Below are 26149 nucleotides of genomic sequence, written 5' to 3' on the forward strand. Positions count from 1 at the left end.
CGGACCCTTCCATGGTCGTCCGGTCGGCGGTGGCCCGCCCGTCGGCCGTCCTCACCGGGGACCGGAGACGTGTCGGAGGGGTACGGGAGAGACCCGGACACACGGAAAAGGCCCCCGGCCGGTGTGAACCGGACCAGGGGCCCCGGAGTGCGGTGGGCCGCCGGGATCAGGGGGGCGGAGCCGGGGTGTCGCCTTCCGGGGCTGAGGAGTGGGAGCCGCTCGGGCCACTCGTGCGGGCGGTCTCCGCGGGGTCGAGCGACCGGTGGCGGGTGGCCGGGGAGGAGCCGTGGGCCTCGGCCCGGATGCGCTGCTTCATCGTGGGCGGCAGGGCCCGGTCACGCGGAAGGGTCCACCGGACCGAGGGAGCGGCCGGGGTTGCCGCGGTGGCACCCGTGTGCTCGTGCGTCGTGGCGCTCGGCTGCGCGGTGGCGTTCGCGGTGCTCGCGGCGGCGGTGGCGAGGCCCAGCGACGCCAGGAGGGCGAAGAAGGCGGTGATGAAGGCGGTCCAGAGGTTCTTGGGCTGGAAGGTGCTCATGGCCCCTCGCTTTCGGACGGTCCGGTTGCTGACTTCTCCGATCATGTGGATCCCGGCCGCGATTCCGGGGAGCGACGCCCGCTGTGCGCCGATCTTCGGATTAACACCACTCGTATGGTGCAACCGGGCTGGACAGGCCCTCGCGGGCGGCGAGGAGGGGGTGCCGGGGGGGCGTTCCGGACGCCACGGAGGGGCTGTCACGGGGGCCCGGGCAGGTCACCGATCGGTATCGGCCGGTGTGTATAGTCGGCGACATAAGGCCCTTACGCCAAGGAAAGACGAGGTCGCGCGGTGAAGAAGCTTCTCCTGGTCGCACTGGCCGCCATCGGCGGGCTCCTCGTGTACCGCCAGATCCAGGCGGATCGCGCCGAGCAGGATCTGTGGACGGAGGCGACCGACTCCGTGCCCGCAGGTTCGGGTGTGTGAGACGACACAGTCTGTTACGGGCCCCGGCCGCTCAGCGGCCGGGGCTTCGTGCTGTCCGGGCCGGCGCCGATGCGCCGGCCCCTTCCGCCGGTGCGGGACCGTGACGCACCGACCGTGAGTTCACTCCAGCGAATCGCCGGCCGGATGGAGCGAAGAGCCGCGTGGAGTCCGGGAACGAGCGCGGACAAGAGGGGTATTCCGGCTGTGGCCGCAGACAGCGGCGGTGCGCGCGGGGCAGGATGGACCGGCATCGCGGCCGCCGCCGGGGCGGGTGCGCGTCGCTGAACGGCCGGGCGGCTGAGTGGCTGGGCAGCCGGGCGGCTGAGTGGCCGAGGGTGCCGGCGGGTGAGGACGACGAGGGGAAGCGCGTGAACAGGCAGCGCAACAGGGGCCGGGTGACGGCCGCGGCACTCGCGGCGATGTGCGCGGTGGCGGTCCTGCCGGGGCAGGCGCACGCGGCGGGCCCCGGGGCGTACGCCTTCGACCCCGAAGCGAAGAAGGTGCAGGGCGCGGCGACCAACGTCGAGGCGTCCACGCTGGACGAGGGCGTTTCGTACCGCAGTTCGATCAAGCCGGGCGAGAAGCTCTACTACCGGGTCACGCTGGACGACGCCTCCGCCGCCTATGTCTCGGCGGTCGCGGTGCCCGGCGGCAGCGGCGCGGTCGCCTACGGCGACGGCATCAGCATCAGCCTCCGGGAGACCGACGACACCCGGTGCGACTCGGGGCGGGCGAACTTCGGCTCCGGCGCGTACGCCCGTCCCATCACCGCGTACGCCTTCCGGACCGTGAAGGAGGGCGCCGGCAGCTGCCAGGAGGGCGGCCCGTACGACGTCCTCGTCGAGCGCGAGAGCAAGGACGCCTCCAGCCCGGAGGCCTGGGACCTGGAGCTGCGCTTCCTCCAGGAGCCGAAGCTCCGAAACGGCACGTCCCTGCCGACCGAGGCCCCCGAGAGCTGGCCCTCCGCCTCGGCGCAGCCGCTGACGGGGCAGCAGCAGAAGCGGTCCGGCGGATCCGGGTACTCCGAGGCCACCAGCCTGGAGAACGGCCGCTGGCAGGACAGGGTCGCCCCGGGGCAGACCCGCTTCTTCCGGGTGCCGGTGGACTGGGGACAGCAGATCTACGCCACCGCCGGGCTCTCCAACAGCACCAGCGACAGCACGGACCTCGTCAGCAGCGCGCTCACGCTGTCGCTGGCCAACCCCGCCCAGGGGCCGGTCTCCGACGCCACCCTCTCGTACTCCGGAAGCCCCGCTTCCGCGTCCCTGCGGCCACTGCCGCCGGTGGCCTACCGCAACCGGTTCGACTCCTCGTCCCAGGTCAGCGCCATGCGCTTCGCGGGCTGGTACTACCTGTCGGTCTCCCTCAGCCCGAAGCTGAAGGAGTCCTACGGCGCCGAGCCGATCCCGTTCGAGCTGTCGGTCCAGGTGAAGAACCAGCCCGAGGAATCGCCGTACGAGGGTGGCGCCGGGGTCTTCGGCGTCACCGACCAGGACCGGGAAGTGGCCCGGAAGGGGCAGAACGCCGAACAGGCCGCGAAGAGCGGCCCGATGACCGTGGTCGCCGCGGCCGGGATCGGCACGGGTTCCGTGCTGGTGCTCGGTCTGGGCGTCTGGACCCTGCTGGCCCGCCGCCGCGCTTCGGCCGCCGGTCACCCGGGCGGTGGGGGGCACCGGCCGCCGGCCCAGGGCAGTTGGTAGCCGTACGCCGACGGGGCCTCCGTCAGCGGAGCCGGGGGCGCGGGGCCGTCAGACCTGGGTGAGGGCCCAGAACCCGACCGCGAAGCAGATCAGCGCCACCACCAGGACCGGGACGGCCACCTTCGGGGGCGGTCCCGGGCGCGTCCGGCGTACGGCCGGCTGGGGCGCGGCGTGCTGCACCGGCGGGGCAGGTACCGGCGGGAACTGCTGCTGCTGAGGGTGCTGTTGGGCGGTGTAGGGGCGGGTGGCCGAGGGATCGTTCGGTACGCCGGAGGCCGCTTGCCGGGAGGGGTCCGGCGCGCCGACGGCGTAGGCGGGTGGCGCGTCCGCGGCGTCCGGCGGCTGCTGGGGGCCTGGCTGTCGCCATCCCGGCTCCTGTACTCCCTGATGCAAGGCCGTTTGTGGGGAGGGCTGTTGCTGCGGAGGCACGACACCGGGAGGCGCGGCGGAGGGCTGTGGGGCCGCGGAGGGCGGTGAGGCCGCGGAGGGCGGTGAGGCCGCAGGAGGCTGTGCGGCCGCAGGGGGCGGCGCGAGGTGGAAGCTGCCCGTCTCCGACATCGACACGGGCGGCGGGGTGGCGGACTCCAGTGGTCCGGACGGCTGCTGCGGTGCCTCCTGAGGCGCCTCCTGCGGTGCCTCCTGAGGCGCCTTCTGCGGGGCGGTGACGGGGCCGTCGGGGCCGAATCCCCGGGGCAGCGGTCCGATCTGGTCGAACACCTCCACCGGCTCGTCGTCCGGGCCGGTTTCGGGCAGCATCTCGACCGCCGCGGTCAGGGCCTTGCGCGCGCCCGTGGCCGTACGGAACCGGGCGTGCGGGTCGGGCTGGAGCAGACCGGCGAGCACCTGCCACAGCGGCTCGGGAATGCCTTCGGGCGCGTCCGGAGTGCCGTGGGCGGCGAAGTGCTCCACCAGCGCCTGCGCGTCCGGCTTCCGGCCCTGGAGGAGGTAGAGCGCGACCAGGCCGACCGCGAAGAGGTCCGCGGGGAAGTCGGGCTCGGCCCCCAGCATCTGCTCGGGGGCGAAGTAACCGGGCGTACCGACCACGTAGTTGGTCTCGGTGAGCCGGGGTTCGCCCTTGCGCATCGAGATGCCGAAGTCGGACAGGCGCAGATGCGGCCGGCCCGTACCGGTCGCCTCCATCAGGATGTTGGCGGGCTTGATGTCGCGGTGCACCACCCCTTCGGCGTGCACCGTGGACAGGCCGGAGAGCAGCTGGTCCAGCAGCAGGCAGACGAAGCGCGGCGGCAACGGGCCGTAGTCGCCGATGACATGGGCGAGCGAACCGCCGGTCACCAGGTCCATGGTGAACAGCACCTTGTCGTCGTCGGCGGCCCAGCTGGCCGGGGCCAGCACGTGCGGGTGCTCGATGCGCAGCGCCTGCTCGCGGACGAAGCGCAACAGCGTGTGCGCGTCGCTCTGCTGGAGCACCTTGGCCGCGACGTACCGGCGGCGGCGGTGGTCCCAGGCCCGCCAGACGGCGCCGACGCCACCGCGTCCGATCGGATCGATCAGCTCGTACCGACCGGCGAAGACCTCACCCATTGCGCTGCGCCCGCTCCCCGTTCGTGTGGTGCCGCTGTGTCCGTCGCGGCCCGTGTCCGGTCCCGGTGTCCGGCCCGTGTCCTGTCGGCACCAGGGCGCTGCGCGGTGCGCGTGCCCTGGCTCCGTCGTCGTTCGTCGTGGTTCCGTCGCCGCTGCGTCGTCCGTCCGGCGGGTCCGGAGCCGCTCGTCAGCTCTGGTGCCCCTCGTAGTGGGCGACCGCGTCCGAGGTGCGTCCCGCGCCGTACACCTTGAGGAACTCTGCCAGCTCCGGGTGGGTCGGGGCGAGGGCGTCCGCGGCATCGATGATGTCGCCGGCGGCCGCGACCGACCGCAGCAGGGACTGGATCTCGCGCACCACACGGCGGACGGTGGGAGCGCCGCCGGTGGAGGTGGTCTGGCCGGTGGCGGTGAGGACCGAGCCGCCCTGCGACTTCTTGATCTCCTCCATGCGCTCGGTGGCCTCCCCCGCGCTGACGCTGCCGTCGGCCACCTGTCCCGACAACTCCTGGAGGGCCTGGACACGCTGGACCACCGCGGGGTTCCCGATCTTGGCGCGCTGGCCGCTCATCAGCTGCGAGAGCATCGGTGCGGAGAGCCCCAGAACGGCCGCCAGCCGGGCCTGGTTCAGCCCGAGATCATCGATCAGCCGGCGGAAGAGGGCCCCCAACGGCTCTCCGTACCAACTGCGTTGAAGCTCTCTGGCTCTTGCCGTCGCCTCTTGTTGCGCTGCGTCCATGGCGTCTCCCCATCGCTGCCGCTTCGCTGCTGCGAACCTTGCGAGCATCTTACGGAGCGTGGTCGTTCCGGGGGAGTCCCCATCCTTTTGGAAGAACCCGGGGGGTACCCGGTACTGTGGTTCCCGACGGTGACCTGGGGCCTTAGCTCAGTTGGTAGAGCGCTGCCTTTGCAAGGCAGATGTCAGGAGTTCGAATCTCCTAGGCTCCACGTGATGGAACCCCTCCAACCTGCGGAAACGTGGGTCGGAGGGGTTCTTTTCGTTGCGCCTGCGCCGGACCAGGCACACTTCATCCATAAACAGTCGAGCCACAAAGGACTCAGGCATGATCACGTTGACGAAGGAAGACGGCCCGGCGGACCTGGGCGGGGTGACCCACCTCTCCATCGGAGCGTCCTGGGACCCGACCGTCGGCAGCAGCGGCGGTCTGATGGGGAAGATCCGGCAGAAGGCCGGCACGGACCTGGACCTGATCGCCATCGCCATGCAGGGCGGCGACCCGGTGCGGCTGGCCGGTCTGGACTCCCTGGACCCGCTGGGCAACGGCTCGCTGGTGCACAGCGGGGACAACCAGACCGGGCACGGCGACGGCGACGACGAGACGGTGACCGTCGAGTTCGCCAGGATCCCCTCGAACATCACGTCGATCGTCTTCATCGCGGCGGCCTACAAGAAGCGCAGCTCGTTCAGCAACGCGCGCAACATCAGCTTCAAGGTGTACGACGCGACGGGCGGCAGCTCGCAGCAGGTCGCCGACATCTGGCCGAGCATGCTCACCCAGGACAACGGCGTCGCCGTCGCCAAGGCGATCCGCGAGGGCGCGGGCTGGAAGCTCCAGGTGATCAACGAGACCGGGAAGATCAAGCAGGGCGACGAGCACGCCCTGATGCGGTTCGCCGTCAGCCGGTAGGCGTCGGCCGGCGGACGTCGGCCCGTGGTCGTCGGCCGGTGGTCGTCGGCCGGTGGCTGTCAGCCGGTCGGCGTCACCGGAGCGCGCGTCCGTGAGGGCGTGAGGACGGCCCATGGACGGGCACGCGAACGCGGCCGCGGGAACCGCCTGAGCGGTTTCCGCGGCCGCGTTCGTTTCGTGGACCCGCTGCCCCGCCGGCCCGCCGTTCTTTTCCGGCCCGGCAGCCGGCCGTCCGTCAGGGCCGGTCGTCGAGGCCCGGGGTGCCCCCCTCGCCCGACTCGGCCTCGGCCTGCTTGGCCTCGACCTCCGGGTCGAGGCCGGCCCGCGGGCTGCCGTCGACCGAGCTGAGCGGCGAGCGCTCGTCGCCCACCTCGGTGGCGACGGGCGGCTCGACCAGCCAGTCCGGGTTGGCCTGCTTGTCCCACCAGCGCCAGGCGGCGTAGGCGCCGCCCGCCAGGACGCCCAGCACCAGGAAGCCTTTCGCGGCGCGGCCGGCCTTGGCCCGCCGCTGGTGCTTCCGGGCCAGCTTCTGGATTTCCTTGGCCGTCACCTGGGTGCGCAGCGCCGCCAGGGCGGCCGCGCTGCGGGCGGACGCCTGCTCGGCGACGGGCACGGCCACCGCGCGGGCGTGCTCGACGCGCGGCGCCGTGTAGTCGGCGGCGCTCCGCGCGGCCTTCCGGGTCGAGACCGCGGCGCGGTGCGCGGCCTCGTCGACCCGGGGCGGCACGTGTGTACGAGCCTGTTCGATGCGCGGTGCGAGATGGGACGCGTACTGGACACGGGCCTGCTGGGCCGCCTTCGTCACCTTGGGCGCGAGCCGTACGCGCGCCTCGTGCGCGAGGTGCGCCGCCTGCTCCTTGGCCGTGTCGGCGTAGGGCGCCACCACGTCCGCGGCGTGCTGCGCGCTGTCCTTCGCCGAGTCGGTTGCGGCGCGCACGCTGTCGATGCGGGTCACGGGATCCTCCTCCTTGGTGGCGGGTAGGTACTCCGCCTGTCCGCCCAGTCCAGAATCATGCCTGTTGGGTCCCGGCCCGGCATGCGGGACGGGCATCCGGGTCATGATCGTCATTTGGTGTCAAAACGGTTCAAGTGAAGTGTGCCGACGACAATGCCATGGTTCGGCGGTGAACGCGCCGGTTCGCCCGGCATCCGGCCGTACGTTTCCCGGTCCGTGGGAGGATCGCCGGACGTCAGAAGGATGTGACGGCGGGCGAGGGAAGAGGAAGACAGATCGTGGCCGAGCAGCTTTACGCCACTGTGAAGACCAACCGGGGCGACATCGAGATCCGGCTGCTGCCGAACCACGCCCCCAAGACGGTGAAGAACTTCGTGGAACTGGCCACCGGGCAGCGCGAGTGGGTCAACCCGGAGACCGGCGAGACCACCACGGATCCGCTGTACGACGGGACCGTCTTCCACCGTGTCATCAGCGGGTTCATGATTCAGGGCGGCGACCCGCTGGGCAACGGGACCGGCGGTCCCGGCTACCAGTTCGCCGACGAGTTCCACCCGGAGCTGGCCTTCACCAAGCCGTATCTGCTGGCCATGGCCAACGCGGGGCCGGGCACCAACGGCTCGCAGTTCTTCCTGACCGTCTCGCCGACCGCCTGGCTGACCGGCAAGCACACCATCTTCGGCGAGGTGGCCGACGACGCGGGCCGCAAGGTCGTCGACGCGATCGCGGTCACGCCGACGAACCCCCGCACGGATCGCCCGCTCCAGGACGTGGTCATCGAGTCCGTGGTCGTCGAGACGCGCTGACGTCCCGCGCGCCGCCCGACGGCCCCGCGGGTACCCGGGCCCCGGGCACCCGCGGGGGCCGGGCACCCGCGGGTGCCCGGGGCGTCTATCGGCCCCCTGCGGGAACCAACCGGCCTGCCCGTCCGTAGGGATACATAGCGGACGAGCGGGGCGGCCCCGTCCGTGCCGCCGCCCGAGCGACGAGGGATCAGGACCGAGAGGCAGGCCAGGACCGATGGACCAGCAGCCGCCCGGAGACCGTGCCGCCGCGGGAAGCGGCGTCCCGACGCCGACCTGCTACCGCCATCCCGACCGTGAGACCGGCATCAGCTGCACGCGCTGCGGGCGGCCGGTCTGCCCCGAGTGCATGGTCAGCGCCTCGGTCGGCTTCCAGTGCCCCGACTGCGTACGGCAGGGCTCGGGTACCGGACACCACCCGGCGGCCAGTCGGCCGCGCACCCTGGCGGGTGGCTCGGTGGCCGCCGATCCTCGCCTGGTCACCAAGATCCTGCTCGGCATCAATCTGGCCGTCTTCCTCCTGGTCACCGTCCGCCCCGGGCTGGTGAACGACCTGACGCTGCTCGGGCGGGCGTGGGACCCGAGCCCGCCGCCGGGGTCCATCGAAGGTGTCGCCGAAGGCCAGTGGTATCGCCTGGTGACCTCGATGTTCCTGCACCAGGAAGTCATGCACATCGGGTTCAACATGCTGGGGCTCTGGTGGCTCGGCGGACAGCTGGAGGCGGCGCTCGGCCGGTCCCGCTATCTCGCCCTCTATCTGCTGTCCGGGTTCGCCGGCAGTGCGCTGACCTATCTGATCGCCGCCCAGAACCAGCCGTCGCTGGGCGCCTCCGGTGCGGTCTACGGCCTCTTCGGAGCGACCGCCGTGCTGATGCGCCGGATGAACTACGACATGCGCCCGGTGCTCGTGCTGCTGGCGCTGAACCTGGTCTTCACCTTCACCTGGGGCGGGATCGCCTGGGAGGCGCACGTCGGCGGTCTGATCGCGGGCGTCGCCATCGCCGTCGGCATGGTCCACGCCCCGCGCGAGCGCCGTACGGCGGTGCAGGCCGGGACCTGTGCCCTCGTTCTGCTGGCGTCCCTCGGGATCGTCGTCGCCCGGACGATCGCGCTCACCTGAGCGGAAGGGGTGGCGAGCAGAGGGTCGCCACCCCCAGCCTGACCGAAGTTGTCCACAGTCTGAGCGCATTGTTGTGCATGGCAAGGGGCACAGGTGTGCCCCTTGTCGCTGAGCTGGGTTTTTCCGCCCGCACAACCGGGCGCAGCCTCCCTCGGCGAGGGAGGCTGCGGTCACACCGGCGTCAACTTGAGTGGAGGTTATCCACAGATCGTCTGACCTTTTCCCCCGGCTGTGGATAACTCTGTGGGTAACTCAGGGCAAGGCTTGCGTCAGAAGACGTCGATCAGCTACGGGCGCGCACCGGCCCGGGAACGGCGGAGCGGAAAGGCTCCGCTACTTCCACTGGGTCGACACGGCGAAGCCGCCGGCGATGAAGCCGAAGCCGACCACGATGTTCCAGTTGCCGAGGGCGTCGACCGGCAGATCGCCCTCGGTCACGTAGAACACCACGATCCAGGCCAGCCCGATGAGGAACAGGGCCAGCATCACCGGAGCGACCCAGCTGCGGTTGGTCAGCTTGATGGCCGCCGTCTGCTTCGCCGGGGGCGGCGTGAAGTCGGCCTTCTTGCGGATACGTGACTTCGGCACGAGGGACTCTCCTGTCGATGCGCTGCGTGACCGCGCAGGGATCTGTGGCGGGCGCCGGGGGCGGTGCCAGGGGGAATGCTGCCTCCCCCGAGCGTCCGTTAGCGTAGTGCTTCCCTGGCGCCTGATGAGATAAGGGTACGTTGAGCAATTCTGCCGACTCCCCCGAAGGCCCGGCCCGGCGCACCTCCGTGTGGGCGGTCCGGGGGCTCACCGCTGCGGTTTTCGCCCTGGCCGGACTCATCTTCGTCACCAGCGCCAACACGGCCAAGGGCACCAATCTGCGCAGCGACTCCTCGCTCCTCAAGCTCTCCGACCTGATCAGGGAGCGCAGCGAGAACAACGGCGAGCTGAACGACGCGGCCGCGTCCCTGCGCGCGGAGATCGACGCCCTCGCCCAGCGCGACGACGGCTCCACCGAGGCCGAGGACGCCAAGCTGAAGGCCCTGGAGAAGGCCGCCGGCACGACGGAGATCACCGGCGACTCCGTCAGCGTGACCCTCGATGACGCGCCTCCCGACGCCACCGCCAACCCCGGCTACCCCGAGCCCCAGCCCAACGACCTGGTCATCCACCAGCAGGACCTCCAGGCCGTGGTGAACGCGCTGTGGCAGGGCGGGGCACGCGGGATCCAGGTGATGGACCAGCGGCTGATCTCCACCAGCGCGGTCCGCTGCGTCGGCAACACCCTGATCCTCCAGGGCCGCGTCTACTCCCCGCCGTACAAGGTCACCGCGGTGGGCGACCCCAAGAAGCTCAAGCAGGCGCTCGACGACTCCACCGCCATCCAGAACTACCTGCTCTACGTGAAGGCGTACGGCCTCGGCTGGAAAGTCGACCAGGACGACGCGGTGACTCTCCCCGGGTACTCGGGCACAGTGGACCTCCACTACGCACAGCCTGTGGAGTGAGCCCTGGCCGAGCGCCAGCTGAGCCCCGGGGGAGGCCGGTCCGGTGTCCGTGCGACTCGTCGTCAGGACCTTCAGCGAACTCTGCATCACCGCGGGCACGCTGATCATCCTCTTCGTCGTCCACCTGCTGTTCTGGACGGGTGTGAAGGCGGCCGACGCGGCCGAGGGCGAGATCGACGCCCTCCGGAGCCGGTGGGCACGCGAACCCGCGGCGGCCGCCCCGCCGCACGCCTCCGCTTCCGCGAAGCCCTCCCCTCCGGCCCCGTACCGCGACGGGAAGCCCTTCGCGACGCTGCACATCCCCCGTTTCGGCTCCGGCTGGGAGTGGCCCGTCCTGGAGAACACCGAGGTCACCACCCTGCAGAAGGGGCTCGGGCACTACCGCGGAACCGCCCGCCCCGGTGATACGGGCAACTTCGCGGTGGCCGGCCACCGGAGGACGTACGGCGACCCCTTCAAGGACTTCCCGCAGCTGCGCCCCGGGGACGCGGTCGTCGTCAACGACGGCACGAGATGGTTCACCTACCGCATCGTGAAGAAGCCCTACCGGACCGTCCCCACCGACACCGCCGTCGTCGACCCGGTGCCCCGCGGCTCCGGCTTCGAGGGCGCGGGCCGCTATCTGACCCTCACCACGTGCGAACCGGAATGGGGCAGCAGCCACCGGCTGATCGCCTGGGCCCACCTGGACGCGACACGGCCGGTGAGCGCGGGGAAGCCGCCGGAGCTCGCGGGCTGACCCGCGTCCGGTCCGCGGCGGCGCACGACCCGGGGTTTTCCCCAGCGGACCCACGCCTTTGCCGCGGCCCTCTAGTCTGGTGCGGGTACCGATAGGGAGGGTCAGCATGTACGGCTGGATCTGGCGGCATCTGCCGGGCAACGCATGGGTGCGGAGCATCATCGCGCTCGTGCTGGTTCTGGCGGTCGTCTACGCACTGTTCCAGTACGTGTTCCCGTGGGCGGAGCCGCTGCTCCCGTTCGGTGATGTGACCGTCGACGGCGCGAGCGCCGGTGGAGCAGGAGCCGGCCAGTGAGCGCACGCATCCTCGTCGTGGACAACTACGACAGCTTCGTCTTCAACCTCGTCCAGTACCTGTACCAGCTCGGCGCCGAGTGCGAGGTGCTGCGCAACGACGAGGTGACCCCCGCCCACGCCCAGGACGGCTTCGACGGCGTCCTGCTCTCGCCGGGGCCCGGGACGCCCGAACAGGCGGGCGTCTGCGTCGAGATGGTGCGCCACTGCGCGGACACCGGCGTTCCGGTCTTCGGCGTCTGCCTGGGGATGCAGTCGATGGCGGTGGCGTACGGCGGTGTCGTCGACCGGGCCCCCGAACTGCTGCACGGCAAGACCTCCCCGGTGACCCACGAGGGCAAGGGCGTCTTCGCCGGACTGCCGTCCCCTTTCACCGCGACGCGCTACCACTCGCTCGCCGCCGAACCCGGCGAGCTGCCCGCCGAGCTGGAGGTCACCGCCCGCACGGCGGACGGCATCATCATGGGGCTGCGCCACCGTGACCGGGCGGTGGAGGGCGTGCAGTTCCACCCCGAGTCGGTGCTCACCGAACACGGCCACCTGATGCTCGCCAACTGGCTGGAGCGGTGCGGAGACCAGGGGGCCGTCGCACGCTCGGCGGGGCTCGCGCCGGTGGTGGGCAAGGCCGCCGCGTGACCGCAGGCCGCCCCGGGCACGCGGCCGGACCGGAAGGCCCCGACGCGCACGGGGCGTACGGGACCGACGGAGCGTTCGTGGCGGCGGTGGACGGGCTCGCGGACCCGCTGAACGATCCGCTGCCCGGCGGGCACACGTCGCCGTGGTTCCGGTCGGACACCGTCCCGGCGGCGGAGCCCGCCACGCGGTCGGCGGCGCCCTCCTCGTACGAGACCGGGTACGCGCCGCGTCAGGAGCTTCACCAAGCCCCTCCCCAAGGGCCCCAGCAGCCCCAGGGAGCCCCGAACGAGTGGTACGACCCCGCCGGGTACCAACGCGACTGGTACGGGCCTCAGGAGCCCCCTGGGCGCGGGGCCTCGGCGGGCCCGGTGCCCCCGGCGGGCCCGGTGCCCCCGGCGGGCCCGGTGCCCCCGGTGGACCCGATCGCTCCGGCCGAGGAGCCGGCCCCGGCGTCGGCCTCCGCCCCGGCCGCACCCGGCCTCCACCCCGAAGCGCGTACCGAGGTCATGCCCCGCATCCCGGCGGAGCCGGAGCCCGGTCCGGGTGCGGTGCCCGAGCCGGATCCGGTGCCCGCCCCGTCGCTCCGCCCGCCCCGGCGCCCGGCGGGCGTGCCGAGCGGCGGCGGGCGGCGAAGGGCGCGGCCGCCGCCGCCCGGGGCCCCTGACCAGAAGGCCGCCCCGGCCGCCGCCGCGCCGATGTCCCGGGTGGAGGCCCGCCGCGCGGCGCGGGCGGCGAAGGACAGCCCGGCGGTCATCGCCAGCCGGGCGGTCGGCGAGGTGTTCATCTCGCTGGGCGTCCTGATGCTGCTGTTCGTCGCCTACCAGCTGTGGTGGACCAACATCCGGGCCGACCAGATCGCCGGCAAGGAGACGAACCGGATCCAGGACTCCTGGGCCAACGACGACCGGAAGCCGGGGGTGTTCGCGCCCGGCGAGGGCTTCGCGATCATGCACATCCCCCAGCTGGACGTCGTCGCCCCGATCGCCGAGGGCATCGACAAGGAGAAGGTCCTCGACCGGGGGATGATCGGCCACTACGGCGAGGGCAGTCTGAAGACGGCGATGCCCTCCGACAAGCAGGGCAACTTCTCCGTCGCCGGCCACCGCAACACCCACGGCGAACCCTTCCGCTACATCAACAAGCTGAAGCCCGGCGACCCGATCGTGGTCGAGACCCGGGACGCGTACTACACGTACGAGATGACCGGCATCCTCCCGCAGACCTCGCCGTCGAACGTCTCGGTGATCGAGCCGATCCCGGTCGGTTCCGGGTTCACGAAGCCGGGCAGGTACCTCACGCTGACGACCTGTACACCGGAATTCACGAGTACCTACCGGCTGATCGTCTGGGGCAAGATGGTCGACGAACGGCCACGCAGCGAGGGAAAGCCCGACGCGCTCGTCGGCTGAACATCCTCACGACAGGGACGGTGCGGTGGCAGCGAGGACCGAGCACGACGAGCGGACCGACACGGCCGCGTCCCCGCCCCCCGCACGCCGCCGCGGCCGCCATCCCGTGGCGACGGCCGTCAGCGTCTTCGGCGAACTGCTCATCACCGCGGGCCTGGTGCTCGCGCTGTTCGTCGTCTACTCCCTGTGGTGGACCAACGTCCTCGCCGACCGCGAGGCCGGCCGGCAGGGCGACACGGTCCGCAGCAAGTGGGCCGACGACGGCCCCGGCGCCCTGGACACCAAGGACGGCATCGGCTTCCTGCACGTGCCCGCCATGAAGAACGGCGAGGTCCTGGTCAAGAAGGGCACCGACCCCAAGACCCTCAACAACGGCATCGCGGGCTACTACACCGACCCCGTCGAGTCGGCCCTCCCCTGGGACGACGAGGGCAACTTCACGCTGGCCGCGCACCGCGACGGGCACGGTGCGAAGTTCCACAACATCGACAAGCTGAAGAACGGCGATCCGGTCGTCTTCGAGACCAAGGACACCTGGTACGTCTACAAGGTCTACAGGACGCTCCCCGAGACCTCGAAGTTCAACGTCGACGTCATCCAGCCGGTCCCCGAGGAGTCGGGCGTCAAGAAGCCCGGCCGCTACATCACGCTGACGACCTGCACCCCGGTCTACACCTCGAAGTACCGGTACATCGTGTGGGGCGAGCTGGAGCGCACGGAGAAGGTCGACAAGGACCGCACGAAGCCGGTCGAACTGCTCGGCTGAGTCCTCGTCGCGGCCCCCGCCGACGGGAAGGGCCCCGGTCACCGTGATGGTGGCCGGGGCCCTTCGCCGTGCACTGCGGGGCGGGCGGCGGATCAGCCGCCCAGACCTCCGATGAAGCCGTCGCCGCCGCCCCTGTCGCCCCCGCCGCCCTCGATGGTGATGAGGGTGACGGTGCTTCCCTTGTCCGCCTGGGTCGTCGGCGCCGGGCTGCTGGTGATCACCTGGGCGTTCGGCTTGTCGACCGAGTTCGGGGCGAGCTTGACCACGAAGCCGAGACCTTCGAGCTGGCCCTTCACGTCCTTGTACGGCTTGCCGCCGATGTCACCGGGGATCTGGACCTGCTCCGGCTGGGCCGGGCCCTTGGAGACCTTGAGGACGATCTGCACGTCCTTGCCCTGCTTGCTCGGGCCCGCCGGGGTCTGCTCGATGACCTCACCGGCCGGCTTGTCCGACTCCACGTCGGTCCGCGAGACATTGGTGAACCCGATGCCGAGCAGCTGCTGCTCCGCCGCCTCGAACGTGCGGGTCCGCATGTCGGGCAGGTCGAGTGTTTCCTGGACGGCCACGGTGATGGTGACCTCGGACTCCTCGTCGGCCTTCGCGCCGCCCTTGGGGTCCTGCTTGATCACCGTGCCCTCGGGCTTGTCGGACTCCTCCGTGGTGACGTTGACCGAGAAGCCGTCGCCTTCCAGGACCTCGCGGGCGCCGTCCTCGGACTTCTCCAGGACGTTGGGGACCTCGACCTTCGGCGCTCCGGAGGAGACGACGACCGTGACGGTGCCGTCCTTGTCCATCATCGCGTCGGCCGAGGGGTCCTGGGAGCAGATCTGGCCCTTCTCCTGCTGCTCGCACGGCTCTTCGGCGCCCTTGGTCACGGAGACGCCGGATCTGGACGCGAGTGTCTGCGCTTCCTCCAGCGTGGAGCCCACCAGGTTCGGCGCCTTGACCTGGTCGCCGCCCCCGTTGTCGGAGAAGACCACCCGGCCGATGAGGATCGCGCCGATGAGCACCAGGATGGCCGCGACGACCAGCAGGATCGTCGAGGTGTTGTTCTTCTTCTGCTGGCGGCGGCGGCCCTGGCGGTCGTCGTAGCCGTAGCCGCCGTCGTCCGGGTTGACCGGGGGCAGCATCGAGGTCTGCGCGTTGTTCGCGTCGGCCTGGTGCAGGGCGGTGGTGGGCTGGTCGGCGTTGTAGCCGTCGTAGCCCCCGTACCCCGCGGCGCCCATCGCCGCCGTGGCCGCGACCGGCTGGCCGTCGAGGCAGGCCTCGATGTCGGCGCGCATCTCGTCGGCGGACTGGTAGCGGTAGTCCGGGTCCTTGGTGAGCGCCTTCAACACGATCGCGTCCATCTCGGGCGTGATCTCGGGGTCGAAGTTGCTCGGCGGCTGCGGCTCCTCGCGGACGTGCTGGTAGGCCACCGCGACGGGCGAGTCCCCGACGAACGGGGGCCGCACGGCGAGCAGCTCGTAGAGCAGGCAGCCGGTGGAGTAGAGGTCGGAGCGGGCGTCGACCTGCTCGCCCTTGGCCTGCTCCGGGGAGAGGTACTGGGCGGTGCCGATGACCGCGGCGGTCTGCGTCATCGTCATTCCGGAGTCGCCCATGGCGCGGGCGATGCCGAAGTCCATGACCTTGACCTGGCCGGTGCGCGTCAGCATGACGTTCGCCGGTTTGATGTCGCGGTGGACGATCTGGGCGCGGTGCGAGTACTCCAGGGCCTGGAGGATGCCGACCGTCATCTCCAGCGTGCGCTCGGGGAGGAGTCTGCGGCCGGAGTGCAGCAGTTCCCGCAGCGTCGACCCGTCGACGTACTCCATCACGATGTACGGGATGGAGACCCCGTCGACGTAGTCCTCGCCGGTGTCGTACACGGCGACGATCGCGGGGTGGTTGAGCGAGGCGGCCGACTGGGCCTCTCGGCGGAACCGGGCCTGGAACGACGGGTCACGGGCGAGATCGGCCCGGAGCGTCTTCACCGCTACGGTGCGGCCGAGCCGGGTGTCGTGGGCGAGGTAGACCTCGGCCATGCCACCACGGCCGAGCACCGAGCCCAGCTCGTACCGGCCGCCGAGGCGACGCGGCTCTTCCATAACTGTTCCAGCCCTCTCCGTCAGTCCCGACCGCACCCGTGTGTGGTCCGCGGCGGTGCGCTGTTCGCGCATACGCTACCGGGCACGGCCGAAGTGATCAGCCCGCACCCGGCAGCCGATATCCGACCGGTATGCGATGTCCGGTATGACGTGCGACGGCCGTGACAGGTCTCACTTCTTGCTGTCGATGACCGCCTTCATCACATCGCGCGCGATGGGGGCGGCCAGGCCGCCACCGGAGATGTCGTCCCGGTTGGCGTTGCCGTCCTCGACCACGACGGCGACCGCGACCGGGGAGCCGTTGTCGGTCTTCGCGTACGAGATGAACCAGGCGTACGGCTTCTCGCTGTTGTTCAGACCGTGCTGGGCCGTACCGGTCTTGCCGCCCACTGTGACGCCGGGGATCTGCGCGTTGGTTCCCGTGCCGTCCTCGACCACGGTCTCCATCATCTGCTGGACCTTCTGGGCGTTCTCACCGGAGAGCGCGCGGCTGAGTTCCTCGGGCTCGGCCGTGTAGACCGGGTCGAGGTTGGGAGCCTGGCGCTCGGCGACCATGTACGGCTGCATCAGCTTGCCGTCGTTGGCGATCGCGGAGGCCACCATGGCCATCTGGAGCGGGGTGGCCCGGTTCGACGCCTGGCCGATGCCGGCCATGGCGTTCTGCGGCTTGTTGTCCTCGGGGTAGATGCTCGCGTCGGCGCGGACGGGCGTGAAGACTTCCTCGTTGAAGCCGAACTTGTCCGTCTGCTCGATCATCTTCTGGTTGCCGAGGTCGTCGCTCATCTTCCCGAAGACGGTGTTGCACGACCAGCGCAGGGCCTCCCGCAGTGAGGCGTCCTCGCAGGGGATGTCGCCCTCGTTCTGCAGCGGCACCGAGGTCTGCGGCAGCGTCCACGGAAGCGGCGAGTCCGTCTTGGCGTCGATGTCGTCGTAGAGCCCGTTCTCCAGGGCGGCGGCGGCGGTGACGACCTTGAAGGTGGAGCCCGGGGGGTAGGTCTCGCGCAATGCCCGGTTGAGCATCGGCTTGTCCTTGTCCTGGAGGAGCTTCTGCCGGTTGTCCGAGTCCTTCATGGAGTTCCCGGCGAAGACCGAGGGGTCGTACGACGGGGTGCTGGCGAGGGCGAGGATGGCACCGCTCCGCGGGTCGAGGGCGACCACCGCGCCCTTCTTGTCGCCGAGGCCCTCGAAGGCGGCCTTCTGGGCGTCGCCGTTGAGGGTGGTGACGACGTTGCCGCCGCGCTTCTCCTCGCCGGTGAACATCGACAGCGTCCGGTCGAAGAACAGCTGGTCGTCGTTGCCCGTGAGGATGCCGTCCTCCAGGTTCTCCAGCTGCGACGAGTCGAAGGCCTGGGACGAGTAGCCGGTCACCGGGGCCCACAGGGGGCCGTTCTTCCAGACCCGCTTGTACCTGAAGTCGCTGTCCTCGGTCTCGACGGAACCGGTGATCGCCTTGCCGTCGACGATGATGTCGCCGCGCTCGTGGGCGTACCGCTCGATCTCGACACGGCGGTTGTACTTGTGGCTGTTCAGCTCGTCGGCACGGACGTACTGGAGCCAGTTGTCCCGGATGAGGAGAGCGAGGACGAGGATCCCGCAGAAGATCGCGATCCGGCGGAGGGGCTTGTTCACGGTCGGACCACCTGGGTCATCTCGGCGTCCGTCGAGGGGGAGGGGGCCGGAGCCGGGCGGCGGGCCGTATCACTGATTCTGATCAGAATGGCGATCAGCGCCCAGTTCGCGAGCACGGAGGAACCACCTGCGGCCAGGAACGGCATCGTCATACCGGTGAGCGGGATGAGGCCCATCACCCCGCCGGCGACGACGAAGACCTGGATGGCGAACGAGCCGGACAGGCCGATCGCGAGCAGCTTGCCGAACGGGTCGCGGGCCGCCAGGGCGGTGCGTACGCCCCGCTCGACGATCAGTCCGTAGACGAGGAGCACGGCCATCATCCCGGCGAGACCGAGTTCCTCGCCGACCGTGGCGAGGATGAAGTCGGAGTTGGCCGCGAAGCCGATCAGGTCGGAGTTGCCCTGTCCGAGCCCGGTCCCGAGCGTGCCCCCGGAGCCGAAGGCCATCAGGGACTTCGCCATCTGCTCGCTCGCGGCCACCTCGCCCCAGCCCGCGAAGGGGTCGAGCCAGGCGGTCACGCGCTGCTGGACGTGCGGTTCGAACGTGGCGACGCTGACCGCGCCGACCGCCGACATCAGGAGGCCGAAGACGATCCAGCTGGTGCGCTCGGTCGCCACGTAGAGCATGACGACGAACATGCCGAAGAAGAGCAGCGAGGTGCCGAGGTCGGTCTCGAAGACGAGGATCAGGATCGACATCGCCCAGATGGCGAGGATCGGGCCGAGGTCCCGGCCGCGGGGCAGGTACAGGCCCATGAAGCGGCGGCTGGCCAGGGCCAGCGCGTCCCGCTTGACCATCAGGTAGCCCGAGAAGAACACGGTGATGATGATCTTGGCGAACTCGCCGGGCTGGAGCGTTCCGAAGCCCGGGATCTTGATCCAGATCTTGGCGCCGTTCACGGCGGGGAAGAACATCGGCAGGATCAGCAGGAACAGCGCCACGACCATGGAGATGTACGTGTAGCGCTGCAGGATGCGGTGGTCCTTCAGGATGGCCAGGACCGCGACCAGCGTGCCCACGCCGATGGCGGAGAACAGCAGCTGCTTCGAGGCGGCCGGGGCGAAGGTGGACAGAGCCTGGAAGCGCTCCGACTGGTCCAGGCGCCAGATCAGCGCCAGGCCGAGGCCGTTGAGCAGGGTCGCCAGCGGCAGCAGCAGCGGATCGGCGTACTTGGCGAACCTCCGCACCGCGAGGTGGGCGACACCGCCGAGGAGCGCGAGCCCCGCTCCGTAGCCGAGCATGCCCGAGGGCAGTTCGCCGTTGAGCGCGAGGCCCACGTTGGCGTAGGCGAACACCGAGATGGCGACGGCGAAGACGACGAGCACCAGCTCGGTGTTGCGGCGGCTCGGTGCGTCGATCGCGCCGATCGTGGTCGTGTTGGTGACAACGCTCATGGTGCTGAAGGCCCCCTACGGCTTACTGCTTACCGCACTGCGGGACCAGCTTCTTCTCTTCCTCCGAGAGGCTGGGGCCGGGAGTGGGAGCGGTGGTCGGCTTGGTCTCCTGGACGGAGGACGTGGCGGAAGTCGTGTTGGCGGGGGCCCCGGCGGTGCCGCCGGCCTCGCCCTCGCCCGTACGGGCCCGGGTCTCGGCCTCGGCCGCGCGGCGCTGCGCGTCCTTCTTGCAGGCCGATGCCTGGGCGGCCAGCTCGGCGATCTTGTCGCGGGCGTCGGTGATGTTGCCCTCGGCGATCGTCGACTCGACCTGCTTGCGCTGGTACGGCGGCAGGTACTTGAGCTCGATCTCGGGGTGGTTCTTCTCGACCTTCGAGAGCGAGATCCACGCGAGGTCCTGGCTGATGCCCTGGAACAGCGCGACGTGTTCGTCCTTCGCCCCGACGTAGTACTGCGTCTGCGTCCAGCGGTAGCCGCCGTACAGACCGCCGCCGATCACGGCCAGCGCCAGCACGATGTAGACGGAACGCTTCAGCCATCTACGGCCGCCACGCGGTTTGACGAAGTCGTCGTCCGCGTAGGAGTCGTACGAGCCGTCCGGCATGCCGTCGTAGCCGGTGTCGCCGCTGCCGGGCGGGCCGAAGCCGCCGGAGGGCGGGGGCACGGGGCGGCCGAGGCCCGCGGCGCGTCCGGCGGGCGTCTGCATGGCCCCGCCGTCGCCCAGCTGGGCCTGGTTCTCCGCGACCGCGCCGACGACGACCGGGGTGTCGTTGAGCTGCCCGGCCAGGGTGTCGTTGTTGTCGACGTCCAGGACGTCGGCGACGATGCAGGTGATGTTGTCGGGGCCGCCGCCGCGCAGGGCGAGCTGGATCAGCTCCTGGATGGTCTCCTGCGGGCCCTGGTAGCTGGCGAGGGTCTCTTCCATCGTCTGGTGCGAGACCACGCCGGACAGGCCGTCGGAGCAGATCAGATAGCGGTCGCCGGCCCGGACTTCGCGGATGGAGAGGTCCGGCTCGACATGGTCGCCGCTGCCCAGCGCGCGCATCAGCAGGGAGCGCTGCGGGTGGGTGGTGGCCTCTTCCTCGGTGATGCGGCCCTCGTCGACGAGGCGCTGCACCCAGGTGTGGTCCTGGGTGATCTGGGTCAGGACGCCGTCGCGCAGCAGATACGCGCGGGAGTCGCCGACGTGCACGAGGCCGAGGCGCTGACCGGTCCAGAGCAGGGCGGTGAGCGTGGTGCCCATGCCCTCCAGCTGGGGGTCCTCCTCGACCATGACGCGCAGCTGGTCGTTGGCCTGCTGCACGGCGGAGCCGAGCGAGGTCAGGAGGTCGGATCCCGGTACGTCGTCGTCGAGCGGGACGAGGGTGGAGATCACCTCGGAGCTGGCCACCTCGCCGGCCGCCTGACCGCCCATGCCGTCGGCGATGGCGAGGAGCCGGGGACCGGCGTAGCCGGAGTCCTCGTTGCCCTCCCGGATCATGCCCTTGTGCGACCCGGCGGCGAAGCGCAGCGACAGACTCATGCGCACCTCGCCCGTCGGCTCGGGGTACAGCCTGTCTCGAGCCACACTGCCCACCCTCCGGTCGGGAGCCGGGCAGCGTCCACCGTCGGGACCGCCGCGGCTCGCTCGCTCCGCTCGCTCATTGTCGTACTACTTCCGCAGCTCGATGACGGTCTTGCCGATCCGGATCGGAGCGCCCAGCGGAACTGGTGTCGGGGTGGTGAGCCGGGTCCGTTCCAGATACGTGCCGTTGGTGGACCCGAGATCCTCGACGATCCACTGGCCGTCACGGTCCGGGTAGATCCTGGCATGCCTGCTGGACGCGTAGTCGTCGTCCAGCACGATCGTTGAGTCGTGGGCCCGGCCCAGGGTGATGGTCTGGCCCTGGAGCGCGACCGTGGTGCCCGTGAGCGAGCCTTCGGACACGACCAGCTTGGTCGGCGCCCCGCGGCGCTGCCGGCTCGCCTGCTGACGCTGCTGGGGCGGCGCCGCTTGTTGTTGGCGACCCTGCTGGGGGCGCGTGTCGGCGGCAGTGCGGCGTGAGCCGCGCTGCGTGACGCGCGTTCCGAACAGGTCGCTGCGGATGACCTGTACGGCCACGATGACGAACAGCCACAGAACAGCCAGGAAACCTAGCCGCATGACCGTCAGGGTCAGCTCTGACATTGCCCCCGCTTCACCCTTCGGCTTGCCGGTAAACGATGGTGGTGCTGCCCACGACGATCCGCGAGCCGTCGCGGAGCGTAGCGCGGGTGGTGTGCTGCCCGTCTACCACGATGCCGTTGGTAGATCCGAGATCCTGGATCGTCGAGGGCGTTCCGGTCCGGATCTCACAGTGCCGGCGCGATACGCCGGGGTCGTCGATCCGCACGTCGGCGTCGGTGGATCGTCCCATCACCAACGTCGGGCGGGAAATCTGATGGCGGGTGCCGTTGATCTCGATCCAGCGCCGCGTCCGGGCGTCCGGGCCGGGGCCGGACGCCGCCGGCGGGCGCCGGTCGCTCGTGGGGGCCGAGGGCCGTCCGGCGCCGGGCGGCGGGGCCGCGGGCATCGGCGGAGCGGCGCTCGGGGGGTAGCCGTAGCCGCCGGGAGCCTGCGGGGCGCCGGGCCGTCCGGCCGGGGTCTGGTGGGAGTGGGCCGGCGGGTCCTGCTGTGACGTACTGGACGCCAGGGTGCGGCTGCGGACCCGGTAGAGACCGGTGTCGAGGTCGTCGGCCTTCTCCAGGTGGACCTTGATCGGGCCCATGAAGGTGTAGCGCTGCTGCTTGGCGTAGTCGCGCACCAGGCCGGAGAGCTCGTCGCCCAGCTGACCCGAGTACGGGCTGAGCCGCTCGTAGTCAGGGGTGGAGAGCTCGACGATGAAGTCGTTGGGGACGACGGTCCGCTCGCGGTTCCAGATCGTCGCGTTGTTGTCGCACTCGCGCTGGAGAGCGCCGGCGATCTCGACAGGCTGCACCTCGGACTTGAAGACCTTGGCGAAGGTGCCGTTGACCAGCCCCTCGAGGCGCTGCTCGAAACGCTTCATGACCCCCATGGGGCACCTCCTCCGTTGTCATCGTCCCTGTACTGCTTACTGATCGTATCCACGCGCCGGGAAATCGGCTGGTTCCCCTTGTCCTGCCTGTGGATGAGTGTCACCCCTCACACGGATCGTAGAGGTGGCCTCCTCACAGTGTCCCGCACTCGGAACGCACTCCGGAGGAGCGGGGGCGATGGTTCGGGGTTCCCGCTTCCCCTCCCGGAGCCGACGAAACAACGGATGTGAATCCACCCTGTCCAGCGTGCTAATCTTCCGTTTGTCGCCAGGCGCTCACCCCCCAGGGTGAGAGTCTGAAAGCACCACTCATGCGCGAGTGGCGGAACGGCAGACGCGCTGGCTTCAGGTGCCAGTGTCCTTAGGGACGTGGGGGTTCAAATCCCCCCTCGCGCACAACGGCAGATGCATGCAGCTGCTGAAGTTGAATCGGGAGAACCCCCGCTCAGGAGAGATCCGGAGCGGGGGTTCTTCGTTGTTCCTTGTTCTCGGTCGTTCCGTGCTCTCGTCGGACTCGTCGGACTCGTCGGTTGTGACGGTCTCGTCGGTTGTGGCGGTCATGGCGGTCCCGGCGGAGTCGGTCCGTGTTTTCGGCGGGCGGGCGGGGTACGGACAGCGGGTACGGACAGGCGGTCGGGGGAGGCCGTGGGAACGGTCCGAGGAGAGGGGTGCGGCGGCCGTCCGCAGGCCGTGATCCACCGTGTGTGGGCACGGTTTCCGGACAGACCGATGGCCCGTGCAACGGCGCACTTGCATACGCTGGCCGCAGAGGTTGGATCGACGGCGGCTCGGCGGTGAAGGGCTGAGCGCACAGAACGTCCCGGAGGCAGACATGGCGAAGCAGGCTCGCGCGGTCCAGACGTGGCGGTCGATCGTGGACGCCGCAGCGAGTGTCTTCGACGACTACGGCTACGAGCGTGCCGCCATCTCGGAGATTCTCCGCCGCGCCAAGGTCACCAAGGGGGCCTTGTACTTCCACTTCGCCTCCAAGGAGGCCATCGCACAGGCGATCATGGACGAGCAGACCTCCACGGTCGAGTTCGAGCAGGAGGGATCGCCGCTGCAGTCCCTGGTGGACGGCGGCCAGCAGTTCGCGTTCGCTCTGCGCCACAACTCGATGGCCCGTGCGGGCACCAGGCTCTCCATCGAGGGCGTCTTCCTCGGCGGACCGCATCCGTGGGGCGACTGGATCGACGCGACGGCCCGAATGCTGGAGCTGGGGCAGGAGCGCGGCGAGGTGTTCCCGCAGATCGACCCCATGGTGTCGGCCAAAATCATCGTCGCCTCGTTCACCGGTATCCAGCTGGTGTCGGAGGCCGACTCCGGGCGGGCCGACCTGCGCGAGCAGGTCGCGGAGATGTGGCGCCACATCCTGCCGTCGATCGCCCACCCCGGTGTCATCGCCCACATCAAGCCCGAGGGCCGGGTGGATCTCGCGGCTCAGGCGCGCGAGAAGGCGGAGCGGGAGGAGCAGGAGGCCAGAATGGCCGCGGAGGCCAAGGACGCCGACTCTGATCCTGCGGCGGACACGGGGGCCCGGTCGGGCGGTGCAGGGCTGCGAGGCGGGTCCGATCGTGCCGCGCGGACCGGGCAGCCCGGCGACGAGGGTGACGAGGAGCCCGCGGGCGCGGGGGTGGCGGCGGGCGGAGGCGCTGCCTGATCCGCGACCGGGACGTGTGGGTCACGTGCCTTGTGTTCCACGCGCGATCTGTTTCACGTGCCATGTGCTCCACGTGCCATGTTTCACGTGAAACATCCGATTGATCGTGATGCGGTGGGGCTGCGGAGCTTTTCGGAGCTCCGCAGCCCCACCGGCCTTTCCGGTCTGTGGTTCTTTCAGCCGTAGAGCCGGGCCGCGAGGGCTTCTGCTTTCGCCTGAGCGTCGGCGAGCGCCTGGCCGCAGGAGGCGTCGGCGAGCGGGACCAGCTCGGCCATCGACGGCTGCGAGTGCGAGTGTCAGCCCCGCGGAACCATGAGGTCCACCTCCGCGGAACCACGCCCGCGAACACGTTCTCCAAGTAATTCTGGACAAACTCGAAGCCCTCTCGCGGGGTGCCCGGAGCGGAGGAACCGCTGCGGCCGGCGCCACGATGCTCGGGCCGGCGCGCGCATGCTCGCTGACCGCTGACCGCTGACCGCTGACCGCTGACCGCTGACCGCTGACCGCTGACCGGGCTCGGCGCGGCGGGACGGGTGATCAGTGGGGTCGGAGAGGGGCCACCGCTGCGCGTCGCGTACCGGCTCACCGAGGCCGGGACCGCGATGGAGCCCGCGCTCAAGGCACTGGGGCAGGGGGCGGGCACCTGTCTGGCACCGGAGACCGGCAGCGGCTGCTGATGCCGGCTGCCGGATCGGCGGTACCGTCGTGCTCGGCCGCTGCTGGGCAGGGCCGCCGACCGGGCGGACAGCCGGTCGGTCGACGAGCGTGTACGAGGGTGGGGGAGGCGACGCTCCATGGGCGTGACGGGGACCACGATGCCTGAACAGCAGGCCGAGAAGCCGGATCCGCGTATTCCTGTCGTACCCGGGTTCGCCCGGCGGGGAGCCGCGCGTTCACCGAAGGCGGAGGGCAAGGCGCTCCGTGACCGGGTGCCGCGGTCCTCGCACGCCTCGCTGGTCCTTCCGCCGGGACGACCGGACGCGGTGCGGGCCGTCGAGGAGTCGAACCGGGGCCGCGTGCCGGGTCTGACGCCGATACGGGTGGGACGGATGGCGGCCACCCCCTTCGCCTTCCTCCGGGGGGCGGCCGGGCTGATGGCCCACGACCTGGTGGGAAGCCCGGTCACCGGTGTGGGCGCCCAGCTCTGCGGCGACGCGCACGCGGCCAACTTCGGTCTCTACGGCGATGCCCGGGGCAGCCTGGTCATCGACCTGAACGACTTCGACGAGACCGTCTTCGGGCCGTGGGAGTGGGACCTCAAGCGGCTCGCCACCTCCTTGGTGCTCGCGGGCCGGGCCGCCGGTGCCGACGAGGACACCTGCCGCCGGGGCGCGTACGACGCCGTCGGCGCCTACCGCCGGACGATGCGGCTGCTGGCCCGGCTGCCCGCGCTCGACGCCTGGAACGCGATCGCGGACGAGGAACTGGTCTCGCACACCGACGCGCGCGACCTGGTCGGCACCCTGGAGCGGGTCTCGGAGAAGGCCCGCAGGAACACCAGCGCCCGTTTCGCGGCCCGGTCTACCGAGGAGTGCCCCGACGGCGGCCGGCGCTTCGTCGACGCCCGGCCGGTACTGCGCCGGGTGCCCGACGCCGAGGCCGCTCGCGTGGCCGCCTGTCTCGGCGGCTATCTCACCACCGTCTCCGAGGACCGGGTGCCGCTGCTGGCCCGGTACACGATCCACGACGTGGCGTTCCGGGTGGTCGGCACCGGCAGCGTGGGGACCCGGTCGTACGTGGTGCTGCTGCTCGACCACCGGGGCGAACCCCTGGTGCTCCAGGTGAAGGAGGCCCGGCCCTCGGTGCTCTCCCCCTACCTGCCCGCGGTCGGTTTCGACGTACCGGAGGTGCCGCACGAGGGCCGCAGGGTGGTGCTCGGGCAGAAGCGGATGCAGGTCGTCAGCGACATCCTGCTCGGCTGGGCGGATGTCGACGGGCGGCAGTTCCAGGTCCGGCAGTTCCGGAACCGCAAGGGCAGCGTGGACCCCGCCGCGCTCGCCGCCGACCAGGTCGACGACTACGGCCGGATGACCGGCGCGCTGCTCGCCCGCGCGCACGCCCACAGCGCCGACCCGCGCCTGCTCGCGGGCTACTGCGGCAAGAACGACGAACTCGACGAGGCGGTGGCCGCCTTCGCGGTGACGTACGCCGACCGTACGGAAGCGGATCACGCCGAGCTGCTGCGGGGGATCAAGGCGGGCAGACTGGCCGCCGAGTTCGGTGTCTGAACGGGCTGTGTCCGGCGCGCCCGGGTCGCGGTGGGTCCGGTCCGGG

24 protein-coding genes, 2 tRNA genes and 1 pseudogene are annotated in these 26149 nt (G+C 70.7%); 16 read left to right on the forward strand and 11 right to left on the reverse strand.

All coding sequences use genetic code 11. The features are described from left to right. Positions 1-166 precede the first annotated feature (166 nt). Entirely contained in the window at positions 167-535 is a 369-nt protein-coding gene (locus KME66_RS16915; RefSeq protein WP_073222910.1) for a DUF6344 domain-containing protein, read from the reverse strand. Positions 536-826: 291 nt separating this feature from the next. Here KME66_RS16915 and KME66_RS16920 point away from each other — a divergent pair, with 291 nt between their 5' ends. Both KME66_RS16920 and KME66_RS16925 read left to right on the forward strand, forming a co-directional pair. After that, positions 827-961, forward strand: a complete 135-nt coding sequence (locus KME66_RS16920) for a DLW-39 family protein (RefSeq protein WP_003958712.1) — start codon at positions 827-829, stop codon at positions 959-961. Positions 962-1329: 368 nt separating this feature from the next. Next, positions 1330-2661 carry a hypothetical protein gene (locus tag KME66_RS16925; RefSeq protein ID WP_216323368.1) on the forward strand — a complete coding sequence of 444 codons (1332 nt, stop codon included), beginning with the start codon at positions 1330-1332 and terminating at the stop codon, positions 2659-2661. A 48-nt stretch (positions 2662-2709) separates the two neighbouring features. On the opposite strand, the gene KME66_RS16930 is transcribed toward KME66_RS16925, so the two are convergent. Further along, on the reverse strand, positions 2710-4203 hold the full coding sequence (locus KME66_RS16930; protein ID WP_216323371.1) for a serine/threonine-protein kinase: 1494 nt from the start codon (positions 4201-4203) through the stop codon (positions 2710-2712). Between the two features lie 187 nt (positions 4204-4390). Further along, positions 4391-4939, reverse strand: coding sequence for a DNA-binding protein (locus KME66_RS16935; protein ID WP_073222906.1), 549 nt, complete (start codon positions 4937-4939; stop codon positions 4391-4393). 136 nt (positions 4940-5075) lie between these two features. On the opposite strand from KME66_RS16935, the gene KME66_RS16940 reads away from it, so the two are divergent. Further along, positions 5076-5148, forward strand: a tRNA-Ala gene (locus tag KME66_RS16940). A 116-nt stretch (positions 5149-5264) separates the two neighbouring features. Then, entirely contained in the window at positions 5265-5849 is a 585-nt protein-coding gene (locus KME66_RS16945; protein ID WP_073222904.1) for a TerD family protein, read from the forward strand. A 235-nt stretch (positions 5850-6084) separates the two neighbouring features. Here the strand turns inward: KME66_RS16945 and KME66_RS16950 are convergent, their stop codons facing one another. Then, positions 6085-6804, reverse strand: a complete 720-nt coding sequence (locus KME66_RS16950; RefSeq protein WP_073222902.1) for a DUF5324 family protein — start codon at positions 6802-6804, stop codon at positions 6085-6087. Positions 6805-7082: 278 nt separating this feature from the next. Between KME66_RS16950 and KME66_RS16955 the strand changes: the two genes are divergently transcribed. Together KME66_RS16955 and KME66_RS16960 are read left to right on the forward strand one after the other, a co-directional pair. Then, positions 7083-7610 (forward strand): peptidylprolyl isomerase, encoded by a 528-nt coding sequence (locus KME66_RS16955; protein ID WP_216323374.1) that lies wholly within the window; start codon positions 7083-7085, stop codon positions 7608-7610. 214 nt (positions 7611-7824) lie between these two features. Beyond that, entirely contained in the window at positions 7825-8727 is a 903-nt protein-coding gene (locus KME66_RS16960; protein ID WP_073222898.1) for a rhomboid family intramembrane serine protease, read from the forward strand. A gap of 333 nt (positions 8728-9060) precedes the next feature. Here the strand turns inward: KME66_RS16960 and crgA are convergent, their stop codons facing one another. Beyond that, positions 9061-9315: a cell division protein CrgA gene (crgA, locus tag KME66_RS16965; RefSeq protein WP_073222895.1), complete on the reverse strand. Its 255-nt coding sequence runs from the start codon at positions 9313-9315 to the stop codon at positions 9061-9063. Positions 9316-9455: 140 nt separating this feature from the next. On the opposite strand from crgA, the gene KME66_RS16970 reads away from it, so the two are divergent. The 6 genes from KME66_RS16970 to KME66_RS16995 all read left to right on the forward strand — a co-directional run bounded on the left by KME66_RS16970 (position 9456) and on the right by KME66_RS16995 (position 14067). Then, complete coding sequence (locus KME66_RS16970) at positions 9456-10223, forward strand: DUF881 domain-containing protein (protein ID WP_178379029.1); 768 nt, start codon at positions 9456-9458, stop codon at positions 10221-10223. A gap of 43 nt (positions 10224-10266) precedes the next feature. Continuing rightward, complete coding sequence (locus KME66_RS16975) at positions 10267-10962, forward strand: class E sortase (RefSeq protein WP_216323377.1); 696 nt, start codon at positions 10267-10269, stop codon at positions 10960-10962. Between the two features lie 106 nt (positions 10963-11068). Beyond that, positions 11069-11257 (forward strand): hypothetical protein, encoded by a 189-nt coding sequence (locus KME66_RS16980; RefSeq protein WP_073222888.1) that lies wholly within the window; start codon positions 11069-11071, stop codon positions 11255-11257. Next, complete coding sequence (locus KME66_RS16985; RefSeq protein WP_073222886.1) at positions 11254-11892, forward strand: aminodeoxychorismate/anthranilate synthase component II; 639 nt, start codon at positions 11254-11256, stop codon at positions 11890-11892. The genes KME66_RS16980 and KME66_RS16985 overlap by 4 nt, the downstream gene beginning before the upstream one ends. Beyond that, positions 11889-13301, forward strand: a complete 1413-nt coding sequence (locus KME66_RS16990) for a class E sortase (RefSeq protein WP_216323380.1) — start codon at positions 11889-11891, stop codon at positions 13299-13301. The genes KME66_RS16985 and KME66_RS16990 overlap by 4 nt, the downstream gene beginning before the upstream one ends. 25 nt (positions 13302-13326) lie before the next feature. Next, positions 13327-14067, forward strand: a complete 741-nt coding sequence (locus tag KME66_RS16995) for a class E sortase (RefSeq protein WP_073222881.1) — start codon at positions 13327-13329, stop codon at positions 14065-14067. Between the two features lie 92 nt (positions 14068-14159). On the opposite strand, the gene pknB is transcribed toward KME66_RS16995, so the two are convergent. The 6 genes from pknB to KME66_RS17025 all read right to left on the reverse strand — a co-directional run bounded on the left by pknB (position 14160) and on the right by KME66_RS17025 (position 22215). After that, entirely contained in the window at positions 14160-16154 is a 1995-nt protein-coding gene (gene pknB, locus KME66_RS17000; RefSeq protein ID WP_073222879.1) for a Stk1 family PASTA domain-containing Ser/Thr kinase, read from the reverse strand. Between the two features lie 171 nt (positions 16155-16325). After that, positions 16326-17783 (reverse strand): penicillin-binding protein 2, encoded by a 1458-nt coding sequence (locus KME66_RS17005; protein ID WP_216323383.1) that lies wholly within the window; start codon positions 17781-17783, stop codon positions 16326-16328. Then, the gene (locus KME66_RS17010) at positions 17780-19180 is read right to left on the reverse strand and encodes an FtsW/RodA/SpoVE family cell cycle protein (protein ID WP_073222874.1); all 1401 of its coding nucleotides are present in this window, start codon (positions 19178-19180) and stop codon (positions 17780-17782) included. Before KME66_RS17010 ends, KME66_RS17005 begins: the two co-directional genes overlap by 4 nt. Positions 19181-19202: 22 nt before the next feature. Next, positions 19203-20702, reverse strand: coding sequence for a PP2C family serine/threonine-protein phosphatase (locus KME66_RS17015; RefSeq protein WP_216329420.1), 1500 nt, complete (start codon positions 20700-20702; stop codon positions 19203-19205). Between the two features lie 129 nt (positions 20703-20831). Next, complete coding sequence (locus KME66_RS17020) at positions 20832-21347, reverse strand: FHA domain-containing protein (RefSeq protein ID WP_073222869.1); 516 nt, start codon at positions 21345-21347, stop codon at positions 20832-20834. Between the two features lie 10 nt (positions 21348-21357). Further along, a complete protein-coding gene (locus tag KME66_RS17025; RefSeq protein ID WP_216323386.1) occupies positions 21358-22215 on the reverse strand; it encodes a DUF3662 and FHA domain-containing protein in 858 nt (285 codons plus the stop codon). A gap of 313 nt (positions 22216-22528) precedes the next feature. Here KME66_RS17025 and KME66_RS17030 point away from each other — a divergent pair. From KME66_RS17030 to KME66_RS17050, 4 genes and pseudogenes are all read left to right on the forward strand, one after another. Next, a tRNA-Leu gene (locus tag KME66_RS17030) sits at positions 22529-22611 on the forward strand. A gap of 436 nt (positions 22612-23047) precedes the next feature. Then, the gene (locus KME66_RS17035; protein ID WP_216323389.1) at positions 23048-23875 is read left to right on the forward strand and encodes a ScbR family autoregulator-binding transcription factor; all 828 of its coding nucleotides are present in this window, start codon (positions 23048-23050) and stop codon (positions 23873-23875) included. 470 nt (positions 23876-24345) lie between these two features. Further along, a pseudogene (locus KME66_RS17045) lies at positions 24346-24552 on the forward strand (hypothetical protein); the annotation flags it as partial. Between the two features lie 117 nt (positions 24553-24669). Next, the gene (locus KME66_RS17050) at positions 24670-26103 is read left to right on the forward strand and encodes a DUF2252 domain-containing protein (RefSeq protein ID WP_073222863.1); all 1434 of its coding nucleotides are present in this window, start codon (positions 24670-24672) and stop codon (positions 26101-26103) included. Positions 26104-26149: the final 46 nt, after the last annotated feature.

The sequence above is a fragment of the Streptomyces sp. YPW6 genome (assembly GCF_018866325.1).
Taxonomy (GTDB): domain Bacteria; phylum Actinomycetota; class Actinomycetes; order Streptomycetales; family Streptomycetaceae; genus Streptomyces.

Bases quoted from the DNA above. Each gene is read 5' to 3' on its own strand.
- KME66_RS16915 (WP_073222910.1), bottom strand. From the start codon at position 535: ATGAGCACCTTCCAGCCCAAGAACCTCTGGACCGCCTTCATCACCGCC.
- KME66_RS16930 (WP_216323371.1), bottom strand. From the start codon at position 4,203: ATGGGTGAGGTCTTCGCCGGTCGGTACGAGCTGATCGATCCGATCGGA.
- KME66_RS16935 (WP_073222906.1), bottom strand. From the start codon at position 4,939: ATGGACGCAGCGCAACAAGAGGCGACGGCAAGAGCCAGAGAGCTTCAA.
- KME66_RS16945 (WP_073222904.1), top strand. From the start codon at position 5,265: ATGATCACGTTGACGAAGGAAGACGGCCCGGCGGACCTGGGCGGGGTG.
- KME66_RS16960 (WP_073222898.1), top strand. From the start codon at position 7,825: ATGGACCAGCAGCCGCCCGGAGACCGTGCCGCCGCGGGAAGCGGCGTC.
- KME66_RS16980 (WP_073222888.1), top strand. From the start codon at position 11,069: ATGTACGGCTGGATCTGGCGGCATCTGCCGGGCAACGCATGGGTGCGG.
- pknB (WP_073222879.1), bottom strand. From the start codon at position 16,154: ATGGAAGAGCCGCGTCGCCTCGGCGGCCGGTACGAGCTGGGCTCGGTG.
- KME66_RS17010 (WP_073222874.1), bottom strand. From the start codon at position 19,180: ATGAGCGTTGTCACCAACACGACCACGATCGGCGCGATCGACGCACCG.
- KME66_RS17015 (WP_216329420.1), bottom strand. From the start codon at position 20,702: ATGAGTCTGTCGCTGCGCTTCGCCGCCGGGTCGCACAAGGGCATGATC.
- KME66_RS17020 (WP_073222869.1), bottom strand. From the start codon at position 21,347: ATGTCAGAGCTGACCCTGACGGTCATGCGGCTAGGTTTCCTGGCTGTT.
- KME66_RS17025 (WP_216323386.1), bottom strand. From the start codon at position 22,215: ATGGGGGTCATGAAGCGTTTCGAGCAGCGCCTCGAGGGGCTGGTCAAC.
- KME66_RS17035 (WP_216323389.1), top strand. From the start codon at position 23,048: ATGGCGAAGCAGGCTCGCGCGGTCCAGACGTGGCGGTCGATCGTGGAC.
- KME66_RS17050 (WP_073222863.1), top strand. From the start codon at position 24,670: ATGGGCGTGACGGGGACCACGATGCCTGAACAGCAGGCCGAGAAGCCG.